General features: G+C 62.6%; 24 protein-coding genes, 2 tRNA genes and 1 riboswitch. Of the genes, 7 read left to right on the top strand and 19 right to left on the bottom strand.

Features of this window, described 5'->3' with window-relative positions:
* Nucleotide 1 precedes the first annotated feature (1 nt).
* The 11 genes from moaD to moaA all read right to left on the bottom strand — a co-directional run bounded on the left by moaD (nt 2) and on the right by moaA (nt 8,506).
* On the bottom strand, nt 2–247 hold the full coding sequence (gene moaD / locus C7I36_RS15505) for a molybdopterin synthase sulfur carrier subunit (protein WP_106454592.1): 246 nt from the start codon (nt 245–247) through the stop codon (nt 2–4).
* Nucleotides 244–720: a cyclic pyranopterin monophosphate synthase MoaC gene (gene moaC, locus C7I36_RS15500; protein WP_106454591.1), complete on the bottom strand. Its 477-nt coding sequence runs from the start codon at nt 718–720 to the stop codon at nt 244–246. The genes moaD and moaC overlap by 4 nt, the downstream gene beginning before the upstream one ends.
* Before the next feature lie 3 nt (nt 721–723).
* Complete coding sequence (gene moaB, locus C7I36_RS15495; RefSeq protein ID WP_106454590.1) at nt 724–1,233, bottom strand: molybdenum cofactor biosynthesis protein B; 510 nt, start codon at nt 1,231–1,233, stop codon at nt 724–726.
* Nucleotides 1,234–1,361: 128 nt separating this feature from the next.
* Nucleotides 1,362–1,955: a cytochrome c3 family protein gene (locus C7I36_RS15490; RefSeq protein ID WP_106454589.1), complete on the bottom strand. Its 594-nt coding sequence runs from the start codon at nt 1,953–1,955 to the stop codon at nt 1,362–1,364.
* A gap of 9 nt (nt 1,956–1,964) precedes the next feature.
* Nucleotides 1,965–2,429, bottom strand: a complete 465-nt coding sequence (locus tag C7I36_RS15485; protein ID WP_181256409.1) for a nitrate reductase cytochrome c-type subunit — start codon at nt 2,427–2,429, stop codon at nt 1,965–1,967.
* Nucleotides 2,426–3,292 (bottom strand): quinol dehydrogenase ferredoxin subunit NapH, encoded by an 867-nt coding sequence (gene napH / locus C7I36_RS15480; RefSeq protein ID WP_106454588.1) that lies wholly within the window; start codon nt 3,290–3,292, stop codon nt 2,426–2,428. The genes C7I36_RS15485 and napH overlap by 4 nt, the downstream gene beginning before the upstream one ends.
* A gap of 1 nt (nt 3,293) precedes the next feature.
* Nucleotides 3,294–4,040, bottom strand: coding sequence for a ferredoxin-type protein NapG (gene napG / locus C7I36_RS15475; protein WP_181256408.1), 747 nt, complete (start codon nt 4,038–4,040; stop codon nt 3,294–3,296).
* A 7-nt stretch (nt 4,041–4,047) separates the two neighbouring features.
* A complete protein-coding gene (gene napA / locus C7I36_RS15470; protein ID WP_106454586.1) occupies nt 4,048–6,537 on the bottom strand; it encodes a nitrate reductase catalytic subunit NapA in 2,490 nt (829 codons plus the stop codon).
* Nucleotides 6,534–6,806, bottom strand: a complete 273-nt coding sequence (locus C7I36_RS15465; RefSeq protein ID WP_106454585.1) for a chaperone NapD — start codon at nt 6,804–6,806, stop codon at nt 6,534–6,536. The genes napA and C7I36_RS15465 overlap by 4 nt, the downstream gene beginning before the upstream one ends.
* Nucleotides 6,803–7,303 carry a ferredoxin-type protein NapF gene (napF, locus tag C7I36_RS15460; RefSeq protein ID WP_106454584.1) on the bottom strand — a complete coding sequence of 167 codons (501 nt, stop codon included), beginning with the start codon at nt 7,301–7,303 and terminating at the stop codon, nt 6,803–6,805. Before napF ends, C7I36_RS15465 begins: the two co-directional genes overlap by 4 nt.
* Before the next feature lie 222 nt (nt 7,304–7,525).
* Entirely contained in the window at nt 7,526–8,506 is a 981-nt protein-coding gene (gene moaA, locus C7I36_RS15455) for a GTP 3',8-cyclase MoaA (protein ID WP_106454583.1), read from the bottom strand.
* Nucleotides 8,494–8,636, bottom strand: a riboswitch (molybdenum cofactor riboswitch). It overlaps the preceding gene by 13 nt.
* 176 nt (nt 8,637–8,812) lie before the next feature.
* Here moaA and C7I36_RS15450 point away from each other — a divergent pair.
* Nucleotides 8,813–9,436 (top strand): response regulator, encoded by a 624-nt coding sequence (locus tag C7I36_RS15450; protein WP_106454582.1) that lies wholly within the window; start codon nt 8,813–8,815, stop codon nt 9,434–9,436.
* Nucleotides 9,437–9,658: 222 nt separating this feature from the next.
* Here the strand turns inward: C7I36_RS15450 and C7I36_RS15445 are convergent, their stop codons facing one another.
* The 3 genes from C7I36_RS15445 to C7I36_RS15435 all read right to left on the bottom strand — a co-directional run bounded on the left by C7I36_RS15445 (nt 9,659) and on the right by C7I36_RS15435 (nt 12,375).
* A complete protein-coding gene (locus C7I36_RS15445) occupies nt 9,659–10,024 on the bottom strand; it encodes an Hpt domain-containing protein (RefSeq protein ID WP_106454581.1) in 366 nt (121 codons plus the stop codon).
* The gene (locus tag C7I36_RS15440) at nt 10,017–11,390 is read right to left on the bottom strand and encodes a sigma-54-dependent transcriptional regulator (RefSeq protein WP_181256406.1); all 1,374 of its coding nucleotides are present in this window, start codon (nt 11,388–11,390) and stop codon (nt 10,017–10,019) included. The genes C7I36_RS15445 and C7I36_RS15440 overlap by 8 nt, the downstream gene beginning before the upstream one ends.
* Nucleotides 11,391–11,616: 226 nt before the next feature.
* A complete protein-coding gene (locus C7I36_RS15435; protein WP_106454580.1) occupies nt 11,617–12,375 on the bottom strand; it encodes a Nif3-like dinuclear metal center hexameric protein in 759 nt (252 codons plus the stop codon).
* A gap of 51 nt (nt 12,376–12,426) precedes the next feature.
* Between C7I36_RS15435 and C7I36_RS15430 the strand changes: the two genes are divergently transcribed.
* Nucleotides 12,427–13,227: a DUF1853 family protein gene (locus C7I36_RS15430; RefSeq protein ID WP_106454579.1), complete on the top strand. Its 801-nt coding sequence runs from the start codon at nt 12,427–12,429 to the stop codon at nt 13,225–13,227.
* Between the two features lie 4 nt (nt 13,228–13,231).
* Here the strand turns inward: C7I36_RS15430 and C7I36_RS15425 are convergent.
* Nucleotides 13,232–13,305: transfer RNA gene (locus tag C7I36_RS15425), tRNA-Cys, on the bottom strand.
* Nucleotides 13,306–13,315: 10 nt separating this feature from the next.
* Nucleotides 13,316–13,391 (bottom strand) — tRNA-Gly (locus tag C7I36_RS15420).
* A gap of 206 nt (nt 13,392–13,597) precedes the next feature.
* On the opposite strand from C7I36_RS15420, the gene C7I36_RS15415 reads away from it, so the two are divergent.
* From C7I36_RS15415 to C7I36_RS15405, 3 genes are all read left to right on the top strand, one after another.
* On the top strand, nt 13,598–15,166 hold the full coding sequence (locus C7I36_RS15415; protein ID WP_106454578.1) for a gamma-glutamyltransferase family protein: 1,569 nt from the start codon (nt 13,598–13,600) through the stop codon (nt 15,164–15,166).
* Between the two features lie 185 nt (nt 15,167–15,351).
* Nucleotides 15,352–16,902 (top strand): methyl-accepting chemotaxis protein, encoded by a 1,551-nt coding sequence (locus tag C7I36_RS15410; RefSeq protein WP_106454577.1) that lies wholly within the window; start codon nt 15,352–15,354, stop codon nt 16,900–16,902.
* A 1-nt stretch (nt 16,903) separates the two neighbouring features.
* Nucleotides 16,904–17,239 (top strand): MGMT family protein, encoded by a 336-nt coding sequence (locus tag C7I36_RS15405; protein WP_106454576.1) that lies wholly within the window; start codon nt 16,904–16,906, stop codon nt 17,237–17,239.
* 2 nt (nt 17,240–17,241) lie between these two features.
* On the opposite strand, the gene C7I36_RS17475 is transcribed toward C7I36_RS15405, so the two are convergent.
* Nucleotides 17,242–17,406: a hypothetical protein gene (locus C7I36_RS17475; RefSeq protein ID WP_181256404.1), complete on the bottom strand. Its 165-nt coding sequence runs from the start codon at nt 17,404–17,406 to the stop codon at nt 17,242–17,244.
* Between the two features lie 94 nt (nt 17,407–17,500).
* On the bottom strand, nt 17,501–20,128 hold the full coding sequence (gene topA, locus C7I36_RS15395; protein WP_106454574.1) for a type I DNA topoisomerase: 2,628 nt from the start codon (nt 20,126–20,128) through the stop codon (nt 17,501–17,503).
* Nucleotides 20,129–20,463: 335 nt separating this feature from the next.
* On the opposite strand from topA, the gene astB reads away from it, so the two are divergent.
* The gene (gene astB / locus C7I36_RS15390) at nt 20,464–21,801 is read left to right on the top strand and encodes an N-succinylarginine dihydrolase (RefSeq protein WP_106454573.1); all 1,338 of its coding nucleotides are present in this window, start codon (nt 20,464–20,466) and stop codon (nt 21,799–21,801) included.
* Nucleotides 21,802–21,870: 69 nt separating this feature from the next.
* On the opposite strand, the gene sohB is transcribed toward astB, so the two are convergent.
* The gene (gene sohB / locus C7I36_RS15385; protein ID WP_181256413.1) at nt 21,871–22,890 is read right to left on the bottom strand and encodes a protease SohB; all 1,020 of its coding nucleotides are present in this window, start codon (nt 22,888–22,890) and stop codon (nt 21,871–21,873) included.
* Between the two features lie 150 nt (nt 22,891–23,040).
* Here sohB and C7I36_RS15380 point away from each other — a divergent pair, with 150 nt between their 5' ends.
* The gene (locus tag C7I36_RS15380; RefSeq protein WP_106454571.1) at nt 23,041–23,805 is read left to right on the top strand and encodes a YciK family oxidoreductase; all 765 of its coding nucleotides are present in this window, start codon (nt 23,041–23,043) and stop codon (nt 23,803–23,805) included.
* Nucleotide 23,806: the final 1 nt, after the last annotated feature.

The raw sequence follows: 23,806 nt of genomic DNA, 5'->3' as shown, positions 1-23,806 counted from the left end.
CTCAGCCTCCGGTGACCGGCGGAAAGAAGGCTACCTCGTCGCCGGCCTTGATGGCGGTGTCGAGCGGCACTATGTTGTGGTTAACCGCCGCCAGCAGCCGGTCGTCCGACAGCGCCAGGGCCCACTTGTCGCCACGCCCGGCCAGAGCCAGGCGCAGGGCATTGACGCTGCCGTAGTCTTCGGCCAGCTCCAGTCCATCCTCACCCACCAGCTCGCGCACCTGGGCAAAAAACAATACCTTGATCATAACGCCTTGAACTCCCCTGATTTGCCGCCCCGCTTTTCCAGCAGGCGGACGCCCTCGATGCGCATGTCCTTCTGTACCGCCTTGCACATGTCGTAAATGGTCAGCGCCGCCACCGAGGCGGCGGTCAGGGCTTCCATTTCCACCCCGGTCTGGCCCGCCAGCTTACAGTAGCTTTCAATGCGCACCCCGCCCCGCTCGCTGTCGGCCTCAAGCCGGACCTCCACCTTGGACAGCGCCAGCGGGTGGCACAGCGGGATCAGATCGGCGGTTTTCTTCGCCGCCATGATGCCGGCGATGCGGGCGGTGGCGAACACATCCCCCTTGTGATGCCGGCCATTGACGATAAGCGCCAGGGTGTGCGGTGCCATCAGCACCCAGGCCTCGGCCCTGGCTTCCCGGCTGGTCACCGCCTTGTCGCTCACGTCCACCATGTTGGCCTCGCCGGCAGCGTTGATATGGGTCAGCTCGCTCATGGCTTACACCAGGTGCTGCACAAAGTTGCAGGGCTTGTGGCGAGCATCGAGCTGTTCGGCCAGAATGCCGTTCCAGCCGGTGCGGCAGGCACCGGTGGAGCCGGGCAGGCAGAATACCGCGGTGCGGTTGGCCAGCCCGCCCAGGGCCCGGCTCTGTACCGTGGAGGTACCCAGCTCCTGATAGGTAATATGGCGAAACAGCTCGCCGAAACCGTCGATCACGGTGTCGAGCAACGGCCCCACCGCTTCCGGGGTGGTATCGCGGCCGGTAAAGCCGGTACCGCCGGTGATGATCACCACCTGCACTTCGGAGCTGGCTATCCAGCGGGACACCAGGGCGCGGATATCGTACTTGTCGTCCTTGAGAATGACCTTTTCCGCCAGGCGGTGGCCGGCGGCGGTGAGCGACTCGGCCAGAAAGCGGCCCGAGCTGTCGGTTTCCTCGTTACGAGTATCGGAGACGGTCAACACCGCTATGTTCAGGGGCACGAAGGCCTGACTTGCATGACTCATGGCGTCCTCTCTTCATATAAAGATAATACCTGAGCGCATTCTCGCACAGGGAAGCGGGAGATCAATCGGTAAAAAACAAAGCCTGTGACGATAATGCCACAGGCTTGGGGGCAGCGCCCAGTACGGGATCAGAAACCTTCCACGCCGCTCATGTTGGGCAACTGGTGTGCTATGCCCTTGTGGCAGTCGATACAGGTTTTTTCACCGCTGGCCAAAGAGGTGGAGTGCGCCTGGGCGGCACGGGTCCCCTGTACGCTGAAGTCCATGTAGTCGAAGTTGTGGCAGTTGCGGCATTCCCGGGAGTCGGTCTCCTTCATCCGCTGCCATTCCCGCTCGGCCATGTGACGGCGATGGCCCTCGAATTTCTCGGGAGTATCGATGATGCCGGTGATCTTGCCCCAGACCTCCTTGGACGCCGCTATCTTGCGCACTATCTTGTGGGTCCACTCATGAGGCACATGGCAATCCGGGCAACTGGCACGCACCCCGGAGCGGTTGGCGTAGTGGATGGTATCCCGATACTCGACGAAGACGTTGTCCTGCATCTCGTGGCAGCTGATGCAGAACTGCTCGGTATTGGTCACTTCCAGGGCGGTGTTGAAGCCGCCCCAGAAAATCACCCCGCCGAGAAAGCCGAACACCAGCACCACCCCCACCGCCACCTTGCTCGGCGAGCGGAAGGTGTGCCACAGTCGCTTGAGCAGTCCTTTCTTTTCAGTCATAACAGCCCCTTACCTGAGCGATTCAACAGGAGTGAACACATTGTCGACCAGGGGTTTGGCATCGGTCTGCGGTACATGGCACTGCATGCAGAAATAGCGCCGCGGACTGATGTCGCCCAGGGTCATGCCATCCCGGGTTTCAAAATGGGTCGGGCTGACCCGGGGTGCCTTGCGAGCGGCGGCGTTTTTCCAGCCATGGCAGGACAGGCAACGGTTGACCTTGAGATCCACCTCATAACCCCGTACCTGGTGCGGCACCAGGGGCGGCTGGTGAATATACTGCCGGTCCTGGATCCCCTGATCCTTGACCGGATCCTTGATGCGTCCCGGATCCTTGTCGATGTCCAGCGCGGTTTCGCCACGCAGGGCGCTAAGTCCACCGGCATTGGCGTCGATATCGCCCGGCTGGGCCTGGCTCAGGCCGACCCAGACGGTCAGCAGCAAGGTACCTACGATTTTTCCTGTTTTTGTCATGTTTTATTCTCCGCCTTTTTTGCAAAACGCGTGGTGAAACTGAAGACGTCTTCCGAACACACGTCGATACAACGCCCACAATGGCTACAATCGGTCATTTCAATCTCGGGGCCCACGCCCCGCCTGGCGCCGTGTACCGGCCCCTTGAGCACCTGGGGCTCGGGACAGACGGCATAACAATCCATGCAACTGGTGCACTGCTGGCGATTGGCGGCGGTCACCTGTATCGGCCTGAGCCTGTTGACCAGCCCCCAGAAGGCGCCCTGGGGACAGAGGTGGCCGCACCAGCCCCGATCCACCACAAAGGTGTCGAACAGGAACAGGGCGACGATAAGCAACCAGCCCCAGCCCATGCCAAACAGCAAGCCCCGGTGCAGCAGGGACACCGGGTTGACCGACTCCCACACCACCACGCCGCCGATGAGCGGCACCACCAGTAGGGTGGCCAGCAGCCAGTAGCGCAGCCGGTTCGACAGCCCCGAGCCCTGGCGCAGCCCCAGCCGACGGCGCAGCCAGGCGGCGCCGTCGGTGACCGGGTTGAGCGGGCAGACCCAGGAGCAGAACACCCGGCCGCCTACCAAGGCATAGCCGGCCAGTACCATCAGCGCCCCCAGCCAGGCGGTCAGCAGCGGCCAGTGGCCGGCGGCCAGCAGTTGCAGCAGCACGAAGGGATCGGTCAGCGGTATCGTGTCCATGACTCGCGAACTCGACAGATTGCCCTCGAACAGCCAGAGGCCAAACCAGGGGCCGATCAGGAACAGCCCCATCACCGTCAGCTGGCTGAGCCGGCGCAGCAGCAGGTAACGGTGGGCCCGCCACCAGCCCTTGCGTTCCACCGCCTCGGCCCCGGGAATGCGCCTCATCTCACTGCCCTCCTTGTGGCCGTCGGGTGGGCAGGGTCAGTTGCTCGCCGATCAACGACTCGCCGCCGGCTTTTTCCTTCTCCACCCAGCCCCAGCGGTAATGGGCACCCAGCTCGCCCTTGGCCAGCTCCCTCGGCAGCACCTTGATCGCCGCCTCTTCCAGCACACAGGCATGCTCGCACTTGCCACAGCCGGTACAGGCGTCCGAATGCACCGTTGGAATGAACAGCGCATGATGCCCGGTCCGGGTGTTGTGGCTCGGCTCCAGGGTAATGGCCTGGTCGATCAGCGGACAGACCCGGTAGCAGACATCGCACCGCAGGCCCTGCCAGTTGAGGCAGGTTTCGTGATCGATCAGCACCGCCAGCCCCATGCGCGCCTCGTCAATGTCGGTCAGTGTCGAATCCAGCGCCCCGGTCGGACAGGCGGCGACACAGGGAATGTCGTCGCACATCTCGCAGGGCACCGCCCGGGCCTCGAAGTAAGGGGTGCCGGTAGTGACCGGGGTCAGCAGCCGGGCCAGCTTGAGGGTATCGTAAGGACAGGCTTCCACGCACAAGCCGCAGCGCACGCAGGCGCCGAGGAAGTCGGCCTCGGCTCCCGCCCCCGGCGGCCGCAGCGCCTGGGCCGGCAGGCTGGCGGCCTGGCGGCTGTAAGCCCCCAGTCCCAGCCCGACCAGGCCCATGGCGCAGCCGCCTCCGGCCAGCTGCAACAGGAATTGACGCCGCGACGCCCCGCTCATCGCCATGCCGCCCTTATGCCTTCATCACCTTGACCGCGCACTTCTTGAAGTCGGTCTGCTTGGACAGGGGGCAGGTGGCATCCAGGGTCAGCCGGTTGATCAGCTGGTTTTCGTCAAACCAGGGCACGAATACCAGTCCCTTGGGCGGACGGTTGCGGCCCCGGGTCTCGACCCGGGTCTTCATTTCGCCCCGGCGCGAGGCCACCACCACCTCGTCGCCCCGGCGCAGACCTCGCTCGCGGGCATCGTCCGGGTGCATGAACACCTGGGCGTCCGGATAGGAGCGGTGCAACTCGGGCACCCGGCGGGTCATGGAGCCCGAATGCCAGTGCTCCAGCACCCGGCCGGTGGACAGCCAGAGGTCGAATTCCTCGTCCGGCACTTCGGGGGCCGGCTCGAACGGCAAGGCGAAGATCACAGCCTTGTTGTCCTTGTGGCCGTAGAACTGCACCCCGGTGCCCTTTTCCACATAAGGGTCGTAGCCTTCCCGGTAGCGCCACAGGGTTTCCTGACCATCCACCACCGGCCAGCGCAGGCCGCGGGCCTGATGGTACATGTCGTAGGGGGCCAGATCGTGGGCATGGCCACGGCCGAATTCGGCGTATTCCTCGAACAGGCCCTTCTGCACGTAAAAACCGAAGTGATCCCGCTCGTCGTTGAGCTCGTTCTTGCAGTCTTCCGAGGGGAAACGGTCCACCTGGCCGTTGCGGTAGAGCACCTCATAGAGGGTCTTGCCGCGGTATTCCGGCACCTGGGCCAGCAGCTCCTCGGACCAGACTTCCTCCACGGTAAAGCGCTTGGCAAACTCCATCAGCTGCCACAGGTCAGAGCGGGCACCCTCGGGGCATTTCACCTGCTGATACCACACCTGGGTGCGGCGCTCGGCGTTGCCGTAGCCACCTTCCTTTTCCACCCACATGGCGGTGGGCAGCACCAGATCCGCCGCCTGGGCGGTGACGGTGGGATAGGCGTCGGACACCACCACGAAGTTGGCGGGGTTGCGATAGCCGGGCAGGCTCTCCTCGTTCATGTTGGGGGCGGCCTGCATGTTGTTATTGCACATTACCCAGTAGGCGTTGAGCTTGCCGTCTTTCAGCATGCGGTTTTGCACCACCGCGTGGTAGCCCACCTCGGGATTGATGGTGCCCGCCGGCAACTTCCAGATTTTCTCGGCGGTGGCCCTGTGCTGCTCATTGGTCACCACCATGTCCGCCGGCAGCCGGTGGGCAAAGGTGCCCACTTCCCGGGCGGTGCCGCAGGCAGAGGGCTGGCCGGTGAGCGAGAAGGGGCTGTTGCCCGGCTCGGAGATCTTGCCGGTCAGCAGGTGGATGTTGTAGACCATGTTGTTGGCCCAGGTGCCCCGGGTATGCTGGTTGAAGCCCATGGTCCAGAAGGACACCACCTTGACGTAAGGGTCGGCGTAGGCCTGGGCCAGCGCTTCCAGTTTGTCGGCGGGGACACCGGAGAGCTTGGACACGGTTTCCACGTCGTAGTCGGCCACGAACTCGGCGAACTCCTCAAAGCTGATGGGCGTGGACGCCCCCGAGTCGGGATGGGCCGCCGCCTGCTGCAGCGGATGGGTCGGCCGCAGGCCATAGCCGATGTCGGTTTCGCCCCTGACGAAATTGACGTGCTTCTCGACGAATTCCTGGTTCACATAGCCGTTTTCGATGATGTAGTGGGCAATGTAGTTGAGGATGGCCAGATCGGTCTGGGGATGGAACACGATACCGTTGTCGGCCAGCTCGAAGCTGCGGTGCTCGAAGGTAGACAGCACGTGCACCTGCACATGGGGCGCGCTCAGCCGGCGGTCGGTCAGCCGAGACCACAGGATGGGGTGCATTTCCGCCATGTTGGAGCCCCACAGCACGAAGGCGTCGGTGGCTTCGATATCGTCATAGCAGCCCATGGGCTCATCCATGCCGAAGGTACGCATAAAGCCGGCCACTGCCGAGGCCATGCAATGGCGGGCATTGGGATCCAGGTTGTTGGAGCGAAAGCCCGCCTTCAGCAGCTTGGAGGCGGCATAGCCTTCCATGATGGTCCACTGGCCGGAGCCGAACATGCCCACGCCGCTCGGGCCCCGCTCCTTGAGCGCGGCCTTCCATTTTTCGGCCATGATGTCGAATGCCTGATCCCAGCTGATGGGAGTAAACTCGCCATCCTTGTCGAACTGGCCGTTCTTCATGCGCAGCAGGGGCGTGGTCAGCCGGTCCTTGCCGTACATGATTTTGGACAGGAAATACCCCTTGATGCAATTCAGGCCCTTGTTGACCGGCGCATCCGGATCCCCCTGCGTGGCCACCACCCGGCCATCCTGGGAGCCCACCAGCACCGAACAGCCGGTACCGCAAAAACGGCAGGGGGCCTTGTCCCACTTGATGGAGGTTTGATCCCGGCTGGTGATCAGATTAGTGGCGGCGGCCGGTACGCTCAGGCCTGCGGCCGCGGCGGCGGCGGCTACCGCGTTTGCCTTCATAAAGGCGCGACGACTCAGCTTCATTGTTGCTCCTCACCTGCTTCCAGTTCAGCGAATTCATGATAAATAAGGGTGGTGGACAGAATGCCGTCCAGCAGGGCTATCCGGTCGATGGCATCGACCACCGTCCGCTGGCTGGGGCCTTCGATAGCTACCACCAGCTTGCCCTGCTCTCCCCTGACCGGCACCTCCACCCCGGGCATGTGGCCGAGGGCCCCGAGGGCCGGCTCCAGGCATTCGGGCCGGCAGTACACCACCAGGCTGGCCACATGCCATTCATTGCGTGTGTTCATGGATGCTCCTGTTCGAGAATACGGATAGCCGCGGCCGGACAGGCCGACACACAGGCGCCACAGCCATTGCAGCGCGCCAGATCCAGTTCGGGGCCGGACACCTGCCCCAACTGTGGCCGGAAACGGATCGCGGCCGGCTCGCAGCTGTCTTCACAACTGCGGCAGTGCACGCCCTGACGGGTGATACAGGCGTTTCCAAAACGGGCTGTCTGCCGCCAGGGCGCCGTAGTGCGGGGCCGGAACAAGGGCTCAGGGCAGAGCTCCGCACAGCGGCCGCAAAAGGTGCACTCTCCCCGCGCAAAATCGATCACCGGAAAGCCCCCGTCGCCCTTGACGATGATCTGCTCCGGGCAGGCCGCCAGGCAATCACCGCAGCGACTGCACTGGCTGGTAAAGGCAGCCCAGTCAACGGACCAGGGCAGGACATTGTCCGGCCGGGCCGTCCCCAGCCCGCCCTTTAGCCATCGACGTCGTGATAAATCCGGTTGTGATGCCATAATTCCCCGTCAGAGCAAGCGCACTTTCTGTGTAGCATAGACGTTAAGTCCATGTTTGCAGCTTATTATCCCTTAATGGTTATATGGTATTGGTCCGACAGGAAGGTGAGGAATACCACCTAGTGGGTATAAAGAAGGAATGATTGATCTGGATCAAGCGCAACCCAGAGCGGCCGGCACGCACACGCGTGCCGGCGGAGGGAAAACCCTAAAAAAGCCTCTTCAGCCGCCGATGGAGGCCAGGTGGGGAGTCATGCCCGGATTGCCCTGGTGCAGGAAATGGCTGGCTTTCTTGTCCGCCAGGGCCTGGCGCAGGCGCAATTGCAAAGCCGCCTGCTGGCCGTCACCCGCCAGCAAATCACGCAGATCCACGCCGTATTCACCAAACAGGCACAGGTGCAGCTTGCCGACCGACGACACCCGCAGCCGGTTGCAGCTGGCACAAAAATCCTGGGCGTAAGGTATGATAAGGCCGATTTCCCCGACGTAATCCGCATGCCAGAACACCTCGGCCGGACCGTCGTTGTGGGCCCGCACCTTTTGCTGCCAGCCCGCGTCAAGCAATTTTTCCTTGATGGCGGCGCCACGCACATGATGGCGCTCAAACAAGGTGTCCATCTCGCCGGTCTGCATCAGCTCGATAAAGCGCAGCTGGATGGGATTGTCCTTGATCCAGGCCAGAAACTGTCCCAGCTCGCCGTCGTTCAGGCCGCGCATCAGCACCGTATTGACCTTGACCTGCTCAAAGCCGGCGGCGAAAGCGGCATCGATACCGGCCATCACCTCGTGGAAACGGTTCTCGCCGGTGATCTGCTGGAACATGCGCGGATCCAGGCTGTCGACGCTGACATTGATGGCAGAGAGGCCGGCTCGGCGCCAGTCGGCTACCTGGCGAGCCATGCGGTAGCCGTTGGTGGTGGTCGCCACCTTACGGATGCCGGGGGTAGCAGCCACGGTTTCGATGATGGCGGTAAAATCCTTGCGCAGGGAAGGTTCCCCCCCTGTGATACGCACCTTGTTGGTGCCCATGGCGGCAAAGGCCCGGGTCAGGCGGCGGATTTCCTCCAGGGTCAGGAATGACTTGCGGCCGTCGGGTCGATAGCCGTCGGGCAGGCAATACTGGCACTTGAAGTTGCAGACATCGGTAACCGACAGCCGCAGATAGTGGAACTTGCGCGCGAACGCATCCTGTAATTCAAACATAAACACCTTTCCAGAACGGGAGGCGACCGGATTTCTCCTGCCACCCTTACAGCCGGCTTGGCTGAACGGTCGGACCACCCTATCGCTGAACGCTCGACTTAGGTTTGCCCGACTCGGAGTTTGTTGAGCCGATTCTCATTTTCCTTTATCACCATAGGTAAAAACATTGCTTCAGATCAAGAAATATTTGTTAACACGGCAATAATAGGCTTTTGAAATGTTACTATTGTTCCCGCGAAACGCTTTGCATATGCTGATAATGAATTACCATGACATCCCTTATCAACCCACAGAAGTTGCCTGTCCATGACTCAAACCCACACTGCCACCCTACTGCTGATTGATGACCATCCCCTGATGCGCAAGGGGATCAAAACCTGGATCACCGCCGCCGGTCCCTTCGACGTGGTTGCCGAGGCGGACAACGGTGCCGAGGCACGCCGGCTGGCCGCCGAGATCAACCCGGATCTGATCCTGCTCGACCTGAACCTGGGGGAGGAGCAGGGTTCGGATGTGCTGCTGGCTCTGCGCCAGCAGGGTTATCAGGGCAAGATAGTGATCCTGACGGTGTCCGACAGCCAGGATGATGCCCAACGCCTGCTCGATCTGGGGGCCGATGGTTACCTGCTCAAGGATATCGAACCGGAATCGCTGATCCCGGCCCTGCAGGATGCCCTGCGCGGCGATCGTCCGGTCAGCGACAAACTGCAGGGCGGCGGCAGACAGGCCGATGCCGAGCACCTGGCGGGACTGACCTACCGGGAGCGGCAAATCCTCGCCCTGCTGGCGGAGGGCTTTAGCAACAAGCAGATTGCCGATAACCTCAATATCGCCGAAGGGACCGTCAAGGTGCATATGAAGGCGCTGATGCGCAAGCTGGATGTCCAGTCCAGGCTGGAGGCGGCACTGATTTACCTTAATGGCAAGTAAGCAGGCAATGGCATAATGCAAAAATATAATTCTCAATTCGGGATTTTTTGCATTTTGATATGAGCAGTAAATGTACAATCTCAACGTCATCCCTTGTCGGACGGGGATATGAAAAGTTGGCACGATAATTTCATATATTTACTCAGTCGTTTTTATCCCGTGCTCTCTTCAGCTCCCGCTGAAGTTCGGTCAACCCTTTGGGTTGACCTTTTTTTTGCCTGTTCAGCGGTGCAGACGCACCTGCGCCAGGGTATCGGCCAACGCCGCCTGCCAGGCGAACATCAGCTCCGCCAGCGGCTCCCGCTGCCGGCGGCGACAGCACTGCTCCAACTTTTCGCCAAGATACTGGCAACGCAGGGCGCCGTAGCTGCCACAGGCGGATTTCAGGCTATGCAGGTGTCGCGCCATGCGCTCCAGGTCCTGCTCCGCAAACGCCGCCGCCAGGGCCTCACCCTGGATGCGACCGTCTTCGATGAAAAGGCCGAGCAGGCGCCGCAGCACCTCGGCGCCCAACTCCCCCTCCAACTGCTCCAGCCGGCGCTCATCAAGCAGCGGCAACCGCTGCTGCAGCCGTTGCCAGTCAGTCATTGCCGCTCCAGCTCTGCAACTTGCGATAAATGGTCGAGGGGCTGACCTCAAGCAACGCCGCCGCCCGGGAAATATTGCCCTGGCAGTGGCCGATGGCCCTTTCAATGGCCTGTCGCTCCATCATCGCCAGCGGCACTATCGGCTCGGGAGATGTCGTGGCCTCGCCGACCGCGACCGGACGAGACTGGGGCCTGTCGAGTGGGGCCGGCAGCATGTCCACTTCAATCCACTCTCCCTGGTGCAGCACCACGGCATTGCGGATCACGTTCTGCAACTGGCGTACGTTGCCCGGCCAGTGGTAGGCCTGAAAACGATCCTTGGTGGCTTCCGACAGCCCGATAAAGGCCTTGCCTTCCTCCCGGGATGCCTGACGCACCAGGGCGGTGGCGATACTGATGACGTCGGCGCCCCGCTCGCGCAGGGGCGGCAGGTGGACAGGTATCACATGCAGGCGGTAATAGAGGTCTTCCCGGAAACGGCCCTGCTCCACCTCGACCAGGGGATCCCGGTTGGTGGCGCAGACGATGCGCACGTCCACCTTGATATGGCGCGAACTGCCCACCGGCTGGATAAGCCCCGTCTGCAGAAAGCGCAGCAGCTTGCTTTGCAGTTCCAGATCCATCTCGCAGATCTCGTCCATGAACAGGGTACCGCCATCCGCCCGGATCACGGCCCCCTCCCTGTCCTGCAATGCTCCGGTAAAGGCACCCTTGATATGGCCGAACAGCTCGCTTTCCATCAAATCCTTGGGAATGGCGGCGCAGTTGAGGGCAATAAAGGGTCCTTCGGCCCGGCCACTGAGCTGATGGATGGCTTCGGCGCACACTTCCTTGCCGGTTCCGCTTTCGCCGGTGATGAACACGGTGGCGGTGCTGGGGGCGGCATTCTCAATCAGCCGGTAGACCTTCTGCATCGGCAGGCTTTCGCCGATAAAGCCCTGGAAGCGCTCCCGCTCGATTTCGTGACGGTATTTATCGAGCAACTGGTTGAGGCGGCGAAACTGCATGGTGTTGTGCAATGTCACCTTGAGCCGCTCCGCTTCCACCGGCTTGCTGATGAAATCATGGGCCCCCAGGCGCATGGCATCGACCGCCACATCCACCGAGCCATGGGCGGTCATCACTATGGTGGTCACACCCGGATACTCCCGGTGCAGCCACTGCAGTATGTCCATGCCGGGCATGTCCGGCAGGATCAGATCCAGCAGCAGGATATCGGGTGGCTGGCGGCGGATGTGTTCCAGCGCCTGCTCCCCGCTGCTGACCACCGTCAGCGACAGGGGCTCCTCCTGCAGATAGGCCTGATACAACGCCGCCAGGGACGGGGTATCCTCGACCATCAAGACATTGAGCCTTTCCTCTACCATCTCGAATCTCTCATAGTTTCCTTCCGGATCGTTTTTTTGCAGTATCACGAAAAAAATACTTGCAGCGAATTAACTTGATGTTAACATCAAACCAACATCATCCATGACTCATTTGTCACTCTTACTCCACTGCTCATTTTGCTGTTAGGAACGACGGCGACAGTTTATGCCTGTGTGGCTGCTGCGAAACCAGGGTATTCCATGTACCCTGGTCTTTTTTTGCCCGTTAGGCCGGATTGTCGATATCCACAAAATCCACCCGCAGGCCATGCTCGGCGGCCAGCCATTCGCCCAGAGCCTTGACGCCGTAGCGCTCGGTGGCATGGTGACCAGCGGCAAAAAAATGCAGCCCGCACTCGCGCGCCACATGCACCGTCTGTTCCGATACCTCACCGCTGATAAAGGCATCCATCCCCTGCTCCGCCGCCTGCTCGATAAAGCCCTGGCCACCGCCGGTACACCAGCCGATACGCCGGCAGCGGGCCGGCCCGCCGTCCCCCACATGCAGCACCGGGCGTCCCAGCCGCTGCTCCAAGCGAACGGCCAGCTCGGCACCGGTCAGGGGAACATCCAGCTCGCCCTGCATCGCCACCGACCATTCGTTGCCAGGCTCCAGCGGGCCGCTTATCCGGATATCCAGCAGAGCGGCAAGCTGGGCGTTGTTGCCCAGGCCGGGGGCGATATCCAGCGGCAGGTGGTAGGCGTAAAGATTGATATCGTTGGCGAGCAGCGCTTTCAGACGACGGCGTTTCATGCCGCGTACCGCCTCGGCTTCCCCTTTCCAGAAATAGCCATGGTGCACCAGCAAGGCATCGGCTCCCAGGGCTACCGCCCGGTCGACCAGGGCCTGGCTGGCAGTCACGCCGGTCACCAGGTGACGGACTTCGGTGCGGCCTTCCACTTGCAGGCCATTGGGGCAATAATCCTTGATGAGATCGGCATTGAGCTGCCGACTGAGCAACTGTTCCAGCTCCAGGTTGTTCATGGGGGCTCCCGTCAATGAGTTTGGTCCATTGTAAATCAAAAGAGGACGGTAATGAGCCTTTTACTCGACACCCTGCTAGCGCAGCTTAAGGATCCGCTGGTGCGGGATTTGGCCTGGACCATCGGCAGCCCCAGCCTGCTGCCGGCACTTGCCAAGGCTCCTTCCTCGGCCTGGTATCAGACTCTGCTGGCAGGCTACCGGCCACGGCTGTACCAATTCGACAGGGCACCCGAGCCGCTGTACCGCCACTGCCGGGATTGCCGCCGGCTGGGCCTGTATTTCGAGCATTTGTGGCTGTTTTTTTTGCTTGATGATCCCCGCTTCCAGCTACTGGGCCATAACCGCCAGCAGGTCGTGGACGGACGCACCCTGGGGGCGTTCGACTTCCTGCTGTGGAACGGCCCTGCCCGCCAGGTTGAACACTGGGAGCTGGCCGTCAAGTTCTACCTGGTTACCGATCCGGCCGATCCCGTCGGGAGCGCCGCCGGGCTCAATCCCTGCGACAGGCTGCGACGAAAGCTGGATTATATGTATCGGCACCAGTTGCGGCTCAGCCTGCATCCACAGGTGCGTCCACGCCTGGAGGCCGAGGGGCTGATGCCGGCACAAACCCGGCTGCTGCTGAAAGGCCGGTTGTTTTATCCCATGGAAACGGGGCCAGGCCAACAGGCCTACTGGGGCCGGGAGGCACCACCGGCGGGTTTCGAACCTCAGCAAAAACTGGATTGGCTGACCGGCGGACGGCCAAGCCGGGAGCCGGCGCGCAGACAATGTTACCGGGATGATGAAGGCAACTGGTATGCGAGGGTAGATGAGCAGTGGCTGGATGAGCTGGAAACGAGCAAAAAATAAAATATGGAGGCGCGTAGCGGAGTCGAACCGCTCTAAACGGATTTGCAATCCGCTGCATAACCGCTTTGCTAACGCGCCTTTGCAGATTTGGAGCGGGAAACGAGACTCGAACTCGCGACCCCAACCTTGGCAAGGTTGTGCTCTACCAACTGAGCTATTCCCGCTTTATGTGGCCATGGATGAACGAAGTGTCCCGGCCAATGGCTGCGCATTATAGGCAGGCCGTCGGACAATACAAGCCATTTTTTCGGATTAGCGCTCATTTGCTTTAATTTTCAGCGAGTTGAGTGTTTTTTATCTGATGATATCCTTGCCGCCCCCGCCTGACCGCGACTAAGCTTGCAGGCATGCCCCGCCCGGAGCGTTGCCCATGCCCTTGTTGCTTGTCCTGCTGCTGTTCACCGCCGCCACCCTGGCCGAGCCAGCTCCTACCCCCGGTTGGCGCCCCGTGCCCACGGCTCAGGCCGAACGGGCCCTGGTGGTAACCGCCCATCCCGATGCCAGCCGGGCCGCGCAACGGATATTACAAGATGGCGGCAATGCGGTGGATGCCATGATCGCCGCCCAGATGGTACTGGCCCTGGTCGAACCCCAGTCCTCGGGACTGGGCGGCGGCTCCTGGCTGCTTTACTGGGAGCAGGATCCGGGCCGGCTGGTAGCCATGGATGGGCGGACAAGCACCCCCCGCTCAACCGGCCTCGCCCTGCCGGACAAACAACCCGGTTTTGGCGATGCCCACCTGGTAGGAACGCCGGGCACAATCCAATTGATGTGGCAGGCCCATCAGCGTTTCGGCAGCCTGCCCTGGCGGGTGCTGTTTACGCCCGCCATCCGGCTGGCTCTGGAAGGCTTCACGGTATCGCCCCGCCTGTCCCGCCACATCGCCCGGGAGCGGGAGCTTCTGCTCCGGGATGCCGGCAGCCGCACCTATTTTTTCGACGAGCAGGGCGCCCCCCTGGCCGCGGGCAGTCTGCATACCAATCCGCTATTGGCCGCCCTGCTGACCCGTCTGAGTGTGGAGGGGCCTGACGCCTTTTACCGGGGCAAGACCGCCCGCCTCATGGTCGACAAGGCAAGCCGGCTAGCGCTTGCAGAGCTGGAGCAATATCGGGTCTTTGAACAGCCCGTACTTTGCGCCCCTTACCGGCAGTATCAGGTGTGCGGCCTGGCCCAGCACCCGGATGCCCTGGCCCTGGGCCGGACACTGGGCATACTGTCCCACTTTGAGCTAAGCCAACTGGGCCCCAATTCGCCCACCGCCTGGCGACTGATCATTGATGCCTCCCGACTCGCGCACTCGGCGATTTTCCACTCACTGACAGACCACGAGGGCAGGCCGGAGGACGTGCTCGGAGATAAGCAAACACTGGCGAGACAGGCCGCGCTGCTGGCCGAGCGCCGGCAGATCCTGCCTGCGGACCAGGTCGGTACCGGCCAGCCGGCCGGCGCGCCATGGCAACAGGATGCCAGCCAGGTAAGCATAGTGGATGCCCAGGGCAACGCCCTCTCCCTTGGCTCCACCCTGACCACTCCGTTCGGCTCCGGAATCATGGTCCAGGGGCTGCTGCTCAACAGTGGGCCGGCATCCCGCCGCTCGCCGATGACGTCCCTGCTGGTACTCCGTCAACAGCACCCCTTGCTGGTCATCGGCTCCCCCGGGGACAGTGGCCACGTGCTGCACGCCCTGCTCAACCTTCTGGACTGGGGGATGGAACCCGGGGAAGCGCTGCGCCAGCCCCACGTCCTTGCCAGCCATGCGCCCCCCGTGCTGGAGCCGGGCGCCCGCAACCAGGCCCTGGGTCCCTTGCTGGAGGCGCTGGGTTATCGCCTCCGCGAAGACGGGAGCGACTCCGGACTGAATGCCATCCTGCTGCAGGCCGGCCACCTGGCCGGCGCTGCCGATCCCCGGTGGGAAGGATTGGCCCTGGCTGCGGACTGAACCACAGCCGCACGCACCCTGTCCCGGCGTGCAAAAAATGTTAACTCCCTGTCATAATGGCCCGCCGGCGGATGAAGTGTACCGCCAGAGGAGTATAGTGTGGCCCCCTGGCTGCCCGGTTAAAGTTAACCCGGCCCGGGTCGATAACGCCTTACCCTCCTATAACAAAAAAATGACAGAACCAGATGAACAGAAGAAACCAGAACACCATTGATGAGGAAGTCACTTACAGCGACCAGGAGCAGCTGGTTTCGACCACGGATCTGCGCGGTGTCATCACCTACGCCAACGAGATTTTCTGCAAGGTTGCCGGCTACAGTGCCGACGAGCTGGTGGGCAAGAACCACAATATCGTCCGCCATCCGGACATGCCCAAAGCCGCCTTCAAGGATCTGTGGGAACGCCTGCAGGCCGGCCAGCCATGGCGGGGGGCGGTCAAAAACCGCTGCAAGGACGGTCGCTACTACTGGGTAGATGCCTATGTCACCCCCATCTATCAGCAGGGCAAGATTGTCGGTTACCAGTCGGTGCGCACCAGGCTGGACGATGGAGTGCGCCGGCAAGCCGAGCGTGCCTATCGACAGTTGCTGCGCCAGCAGGGCAGCTCGTCGCCGCTGGCCGCGTTGCGCCAGGCCGGGCCCTGGCTGGCGGGCGCCGGCCTGATTGCCCTGCTGGCCGGCGCCTTCGCCACCGGCGGTGCGGGGCAGTTGCTGTGGAGCCTGCTGCCTCTGGCCTGGCTGCTGCTGTGCTGGCGCGACCGGCTGTTTGCCGCTCCCCGCTTTTTCCACCGGCTCGGCCGGGATTACGACAGCCTGTCCCGGCTGGTGTACTCGGGCGATCAGCCCCACGCTATCGCCGACTACCACCTCAAGATGTGGCAGGCCCGTACCCGCACCATACTGGGCCGGGTCGACGACGCCACCGGCTCCCTCAAGTCCCTGGCCGCAGGCATGATGCAGGCCATGACCGGCGCCCGGCACGACCTTGGACGCCAGGACAGCGATACCCACCAGATTGCCGCCGCCATCGACGAGATGTCCGCCACCGCCACCGAAATCACCCAGAACACCCAGCAGGCGGCGGAAAATGCCGAGGAAGCCCAGCACCAGTGCCATCTGACCCAGCGCCAGCTGGAACAGACCCGGGAAAAAATCATCGCCCTGGCCCGGGAGGCGGAACAGGCCGCGGAGGCCACCTTCGCCCTGACTCAGGAGTCGGACCGGATAGGCACCCTGATGACCGAAATCCAGGGGATAGCCGACCAGACCAACCTGCTGGCCCTCAACGCCGCCATCGAAGCGGCACGAGCAGGCGAGCATGGCCGCGGTTTCGCGGTGGTGGCGGAAGAAGTGCGGGCCCTGTCCACCCGCACCCATGGCGCCACTGAGCAGATCCAGACCAGCATCAACCAGATCCAGCACACCCTGGCCCGCTGGCGCTCCATGATGGACGCCAACATGGAGCACAGCCAGGAGTGCGTGGACGCCGCCGAGGCCGGCAGCCAGAGCCTGGGACGAGTGGTGGAGGAAATCGATCACATCGTCAATGTCACTGTGGCCATTTCCGCCGCCGCCGGTCAACAGCAGCTGGTGGCCGAGGAAATCAGCCGCAATGTGCACCAGATTTCAGAGGCTTCTTCCGACAACCTGGGCAAGATTGCCGAAGTGGAGGCCTCGAGCCGACAACTGCTCGAGCGCTCCGAGGGGCTCAACGATCTGACCCGGACCTTCTCCTAGCATGCCGGATCCCCGCCTCGCCATCCTGGCGGTGATCCGGCTGATCCCGCCGGGCAAGGTGGCCAGCTATGGCCAGTTGGCGGATCTGGCCGGCCTGCCCGGTCGCGCCAGGCTGGTCGGGCGGGTGCTGGCCACGGCCGACAGCCGCGACCTGCCCTGGCACAGGGTCGTCTCCGCGTCGGGTGCCCCCGGCCTACCCGCCAACAGCGAGGCTGCGCGGGAGCAGTGCCGTCGGTTGCGGGAAGAGGGAGTCGCCTGGCGGGGCAAGCGGGTGGATATGAAAAAACACCAATGGCGGCCCGATCTGGCCGCCATGCTGATGTTGATGGGGGGTTGAGCTCAGTCGAGCTCTTCGAGCAACTCGCTCAGGTGTACCTGGAAAGGAATGGTTTCGTCTTCACGCTGGACCAGGATCAGCTGGTTTTTGACATCCACTTCCAGCACATAACCCGAGCCATCGGGGGTGTGGCAAATCATGCCCGGTCTCACTTGATGAATGTCCATATTCACTCCCACTCGGGCCTGGCCCGAGATGATGATCAGCGACGTCCCTGTCATGCCGTTATTGCTGGCCGCGCCCGCCATGGCGCGGCAGCCGTTACTTGCCGCCCTTTTGGCTTTGCTGCCACCGACCTTCAGTATAATGGGCTGTCCAGCCGGTCGCTTTCTTGTTGACCTCGGTCATCACATATTGTTCCTTGTTCTTGCGGCTGAAGCGCACTATCGCCTTGTTGCCCTCGGGATCCTGGGTGGGCGCTTCGGCCAGGTACAGGAACTTGGCCGGCAGCCGGTCCTTGAAGCGGACCAGCTCCTCCACCAGGGGGGCACGGGTTTCCCGGGACTTGGGAAAGTTGCTGGCCGCGAGGAAAAGACCGGCGGCACCGTCGCGCAGCACGAAATAGGCATCGGACTGGCTGCAGGGCAGCTCCGGCAGGTGCACCGGATCTTCCTTGGGCGGCGCCACTTCGCCGTTTTTGAGGATCTTGCGGGTGTTGCCGCAGGCCTCGCTGGTGCAGGCCATGTACTTGCCGAAACGGCCATTTTTCAGCTGCATCTCGGCACCGCAGCGATCGCAGTCGATCACCGGCCCCTCGTATCCCTTGAGCTTGAACTGGCCTTGCTCCAGCTCATAGCCGTCGCAGTCCGGATTCTGGCCGCACACGTGCAGCTTGCGCTTGTCGTCGATAAGGTAGGCGTCCATGGCGGTGCCGCACTTGCTGCAGCGGCGCTTGGCGCGCAGGGCATCGGTTTCGGCTTCCTCGTCGTTGGCCAGCACAAAGTCGTCGCCCGGGATCAGGTTGATGGTCTGCTTGCAGCGCTCCTTGGGCGGCAGGGCATAGCCGGAGCAGCCGAGGAAAACGCCGGTGGTGGCGGTGCGGATGCCCATCTTGCGGCCGCAGGCGGGGCAATCGATGTCGGTCAGCACCATCTGGTTGGCGCGCATGCCGCCCTCTTCCGCCGGCCGCTCGGCCTTGTCCAGCTCCTCGCAGAACTCGGCGTAAAAGGCATCCAGCACCTGGATCCAGTTCAGGCTGCCGCCGGCAATTTCGTCCAGCTTGCTTTCCATCTGGGCGGTAAAGTCGTAGTTCATCAGCTCGGCGAAGCTTTCCTGCAGCCGGTCGGCAACGATTTCGCCCATCTTCTCCGCATAGAAGCGCCGGCTTTCCACCTTGACATAGCCCCTATCCTGGATAGTGGAGATGATGGCGGCATAGGTGGAGGGACGGCCGATGCCGCGCTTTTCCAGCTCCCGCACCAGGGCCGCCTCGGTGAAGCGGGCCGGGGGCTTGGTGAAATGCTGCTTGGGATCGAGCCGCTCCAGGGTAAGCTCTTCCCCCGCCTGCACCGCCGGCAGTTCGGTATCCTCGCCCTTGCGGCTCTGGGGCGTCAGCACCCTGGTCCAGCCGGCGAAGCGCAGGATGCGCCCGCGGGCCTTGAGCTCGTAGTCGCCGGCCTGCACCGTGATGGTGCTGCTGTCGTAGCGGGCCGGTACCATCTGGCAGGCCACAAACTGGCGCCAGATGAGATCGTACAAGCGCTTGGCGTCCGCCTCCATGCCGTCGAGCTGCTCCGCCTTCAGGGCCACGTCCGAAGGACGAATGGCCTCGTGGGCCTCCTGGGCATTGGCCTTGGCACCGTAGACGTTGGGGCTCTCGGGCAGGTACTCCTTGCCGTAGCCGTCCTGGATAAAGTCGCGCACGCCGTTCACCGCCTCCTGGCTCAGGTTGGTGGAGTCGGTCCGCATATAGGTGATGTAGCCCGCCTCATACAGCCGCTGGGCCAGCATCATGGTGCGCTTGACCCCAAAACCGAGCCGGGTACTCGCCGCCTGTTGCAGGGTGGAGGTGATAAAGGGGGCCGGCGGCTTGCTCTGGGTCGGCTTGTCTTCCCGGGACACCACCTCAAACCGGCTGGCCTTGAGGGCATCCACCGCCGCCATGGTGTCAGCCTCGTTTACCGGCCGGAATTCCTTGCCCCGGAACTTGGCCACCATCATGGCCAGCGCCAGTTGCTGCTGGTTACTCAGGGATGCCTGGATATCCCAGTACTCTTCGGGAACAAAGGCCTTGATCTCGCGTTCCTTTTCCACGATAAGGCGCACCGCCACCGACTGTACCCGGCCGGCGGACAGGCCGCGGGCCACCTTTTTCCACAACAGCGGTGACACCATATAGCCCACCACCCGGTCGAGGAAACGGCGGGCCTGCTGGGCATTGACCCGGTTCAGGTTGAGATCGGACGGACGGCCAAAGGCCTCCTGGATCGCACTTTTGGTGATTTCGTTGAACACCACCCGCTTGAAGCGACTATCATCGCCGCCGATCAGCTCCTTCAGGTGCCAGGCAATGGCCTCCCCTTCGCGGTCCAAGTCCGTTGCCAGGTAAACGGTGTCAGCCTTTTCCGCCAGGCTTTTGAGTTCAGACACCACCTTTTCCTTGCCCGGCAACACCTGGTAATCGGCCTTCCAGCCATGCTCGGGGTCGACCCCCATGCGGGCGATCAGAGCCTTGTGCTCCTTTTCCTTCTTGAGCCGGGCCTTCTCTTCGGCACTGAGCTGCTTGGTGTCGGCCTTGCGCGCAGCGGGCTTTTTGCCGCTGGAGGAGCCGGCGGTCGGCAGGTCTCGTACGTGGCCGACACTGGATTTGACGATAAAGTCCTTACCCAGATATTTGTTGATGGTTTTGGCCTTGGCGGGCGATTCCACAATAACGAGAGATTTGCTCATAAAGCGCGTTGAGATCCTTAAAGTCTGTCCCCATCCGGGATAACCGGCGGCAAGGTGATGACGGCTGTATAAGTGAAAAGACCGTAAAAAGCAAACTTGCCCGGTCTGGGCCGGAAAAAAGTTCAGTGAATTTATATTTATTTATTAACACCCTCATGCCCCCGGGAATCAACTGCTTTTTTGATCCTCCTGCCTGTTCGCCCGCTTTTTATGCATTGTTATTTTTATGGCGGTTCCTGTTGTTAAAAAGGGGTTACATCTTATTGAATAATCCAAATATAATGGCACAAAGCAGGATTTTCTTGGCCCTTTTCACCATTTAAAAGGACAATATAATGGTTCAGTTTGAAGCGAATTTTGACGGCCTGGTTGGCCCCACCCACAACTACGCCGGCCTGTCTTACGGCAATGTCGCCTCCCAGAGCAATGCCCAGGATGTGTCCAGTCCCCGCCAGGCGGCCAAGCAGGGTCTGGACAAAATGAAGGCGCTGGCCGATCTGGGACTGGTTCAGGGCGTACTGGCGCCCCAGGAAAGGCCGGATATCGCCACCTTGCGCCGGCTCGGTTTCACCGGCAGCGATGCTCAGGTGCTGGAAAAAGCCTACCGGGAAGATCCCGTGCTGCTGGCCGCCTGCTGCTCCGCGTCCAGCATGTGGACCGCCAATGCCGCCACCGTCTCGCCCAGCGCCGATACCGCCGACGGCCGCATCCACTTCACCCCGGCCAACCTGACCAACAAGTTCCACCGCGCCATCGAGCATGAGGTAACCGGCCGCATCCTCGGCCGGGTATTCGCCGACGAGCGCCATTTCAGCCACCACCCGGCCCTGCCCGCCAACGACTACTTCGGTGACGAGGGCGCCGCCAACCACACCCGGCTGTGCGCCGACTACGGCAGCGCCGGGGTCGAGTTGTTTGTCTACGGCCGCAGTGCCTTCAATGCCAGCGTCCCCGCCCCGCGCCGCTACCCGGCACGCCAAACCCTGGAAGCCTCCCGCGCCGTGGCCCGGCTGCACGGCCTGGATGAAAACACCGCCATTTTTATCCAGCAAAATCCCGAGGTGATCGACCAGGGCGTATTCCACAACGACGTGATCGCCGTGGGCAACCAGAATGTGCTGTTCTATCACCAGCAAGCCTTTCTCGACACCGCCGCTGCCCTGGAGGAAATCCGCCGCAAGCTGCCCGGAACCGAGCTGCACTTTATCGAAGTGCCCACCGATGAGGTACCGCTGGCAGACGCGGTGAAGAGCTACCTGTTCAATACCCAGATAGTGACCCCGAGCCCCGGCCAGATGGCCATCATCGCCCCCACCGAGTGCGCCGAGACCCCGAGCGTCAAGGCCTATCTGGACAAGCTGCTGACCCTGGGCACGCCCATTCGGGAGGTGCACTTCATGGACGTCAAGCAAAGCATGCGCAACGGCGGCGGCCCCGCCTGTCTGCGCCTGCGGGTGGCCATGACACCAGCGGAGCATGCCGCCACCAACCAGGCCTGCCTGATGAACGAGGCCCTGTTCGCCCGCCTCCACCAGTGGGTGGACCGTCACTACCGGGATCGGCTGAGCCTGAACGACCTGCGCGATCCGGCCCTGTTGCAGGAGTCCCGCACCGCCCTGGACGAGCTGACGCACATCCTGAAGCTGGGCGCCGTTTACCCCTTCCAGCAATAGTTAACAACGGGGACTGGGGACCGAAGTGATAATCATCCCGAGTCCCGGATCCCCAATCCCCGTTTTTAATCAGCCAAAGGGCCGCTGACCGGCTTCATAGAGCTTCATCAGCGCCCGGCCTACCCCGGCTTCCGCCGCCTTGCCCAAACGCTCCTTCAGTCCCTGCCGGGGCTTGTATGCCAGCCGGATGACACGCCGGCCGGCGCTCTGTTCCAGCAGGTACTCATTGCTGGTCTGCAGGCGGTCCACCAGCCCGAGCTCGCGGGCATCGCTCGCCAGCCAGTGCTCGCCGGTAGCCACCCGCGCCAGGTCAAGCCCGGGCCGGTTGGCGGCAATAAACGCCTTGAAACGCTGATGGATCACCTCCAGCTCTTCGCGAAACTTGGCCCGGCCGTGCTCGTCGTTTTCCCCGAACAGGGTCAGGGTGCGCTTGTATTCGCCCGCCGTGTGCAGTTCGATGTCGATGTCCTTGTTGCGCAGGAACTTGTTGAAATTGGGCAACTGGGCCACCACCCCGATGGAGCCGACGATGGCGAAGGGCGCGGCGATGATCCGTTCGGCCACGCAGGCCATCATGTAGCCGCCGCTGGCGGCGACCTTGTCCACCGCCACCGTCAGTCCAAGCCCATGGGCCTTCAGCCGCGCCAGCTCTGCCGCGCCCAGGCCATAACCGTGCACCACGCCGCCGCCGGATTCGAGCCTGACCAGCACCTCGTCGCCCGGCCGGGCCAGTTGCAGCAGCGCATTCACTTCCTGGCCAAGGCCGTGCACTTCCCGGGCATCCATGCTGCCCTTGAAATCGAGCACATACAGCCGGGTATCCTCTCCGGGCTGTTTTTTCTCGGCCTTGTCGGCCTGGCGAAACTGCTGGCGCAGCGCCTTGCGCGCCGCCTCTGTGCCCGCCGTGGCCAGTTGCAGCCGCCGCTGCTGACGACGCAGGGCGGCACTCAGATCTTCGACTTCAAGCGGCTGGGCCGCCTGTTTCTGGCGGCTGGCCAGTCCCGCCGCCAGCACCAGCAGCAGGCCGATGGCCAGCACCCAGGTCAGCGCCTTGGCCGCGAACAGCCCGTATTCATATACAAATTCCAGCATGTCATTTCCTTGTATCGGGAGCCTGGCGCCATTGTATGAGCCTGCCGGGCGCAACACCAACCGGCTTTTTTGCTTGCGGCACTGGCATAGTGGCGCCGAGTCTGGTTTGATCTGGGCACTTTGAATCGCATTTAGAGAACAAGCCTCATGCTCGACTACCAAGCCGCTCCCGATCTGCTCAAGGACAAAGTCATCCTGATCACCGGCGCCGGTGACGGCATCGGTCGCCAGGCGGCCCTCAGCTATGGCGCCCATGGCGCTATCGTCATCCTGCTCGGCAAAACGGTTAAAAAACTGGAAGCGGTATACGATGAGCTGCTCGCCCAGGGCAGTCCGGAGCCGGCCATCGTACCGCTGGATCTGCAGGGTGCCAGCCGCCAGCACTACCTGGACATGGCGGAAACCCTGCGCCAGCAGTTCGGCCGGCTCGACGGCGTGTTGTTCAACGCCGGCCTGCTCGGGGTACTGGGTCCCTTCGAGATGATCGGCGAGGACGAGTGGGACAAGGTGATGCAGGTCAATGTGAAGTCCCAGTTTCTGATGACCCAGGCGCTGCTGCCACTGCTGAAGGCCAGCGCCCCGGCCTCGCTCGTCTATACCAGCTCCGGCGTCGGCAAGCAGGGCCGCGCCTACTGGGGCAGCTACGCGGTGTCCAAGTTCGCCACCGAAGGCATGATGCAGATACTGGCCCAGGAGCTGGCCGGAACCGGCGTTCGCGCCAACTGCATCAATCCCGGCGCCACCCGCACCGGCATGCGCGCCCGTGCCTATCCGGGCGAGGATCCGGCAGCCCTGCGTACCCCGGCCGAGATCATGGGGCCCTACCTGTATCTGATGGGCGACGACAGCCGGGCCCTGAACGGCGAGTCCCTGGACGCCCAGCCCGATCGGCTCCGCCCGCGCGGCCACTGAG

Origin of the sequence: Zobellella taiwanensis, assembly GCF_003012795.1 — a bacterium.
GTDB classification, from domain to species: Bacteria; Pseudomonadota; Gammaproteobacteria; order Enterobacterales; family Aeromonadaceae; genus Oceanimonas; species Oceanimonas taiwanensis.
This window is presented reverse-complemented; position numbering and strand designations above follow the sequence as displayed.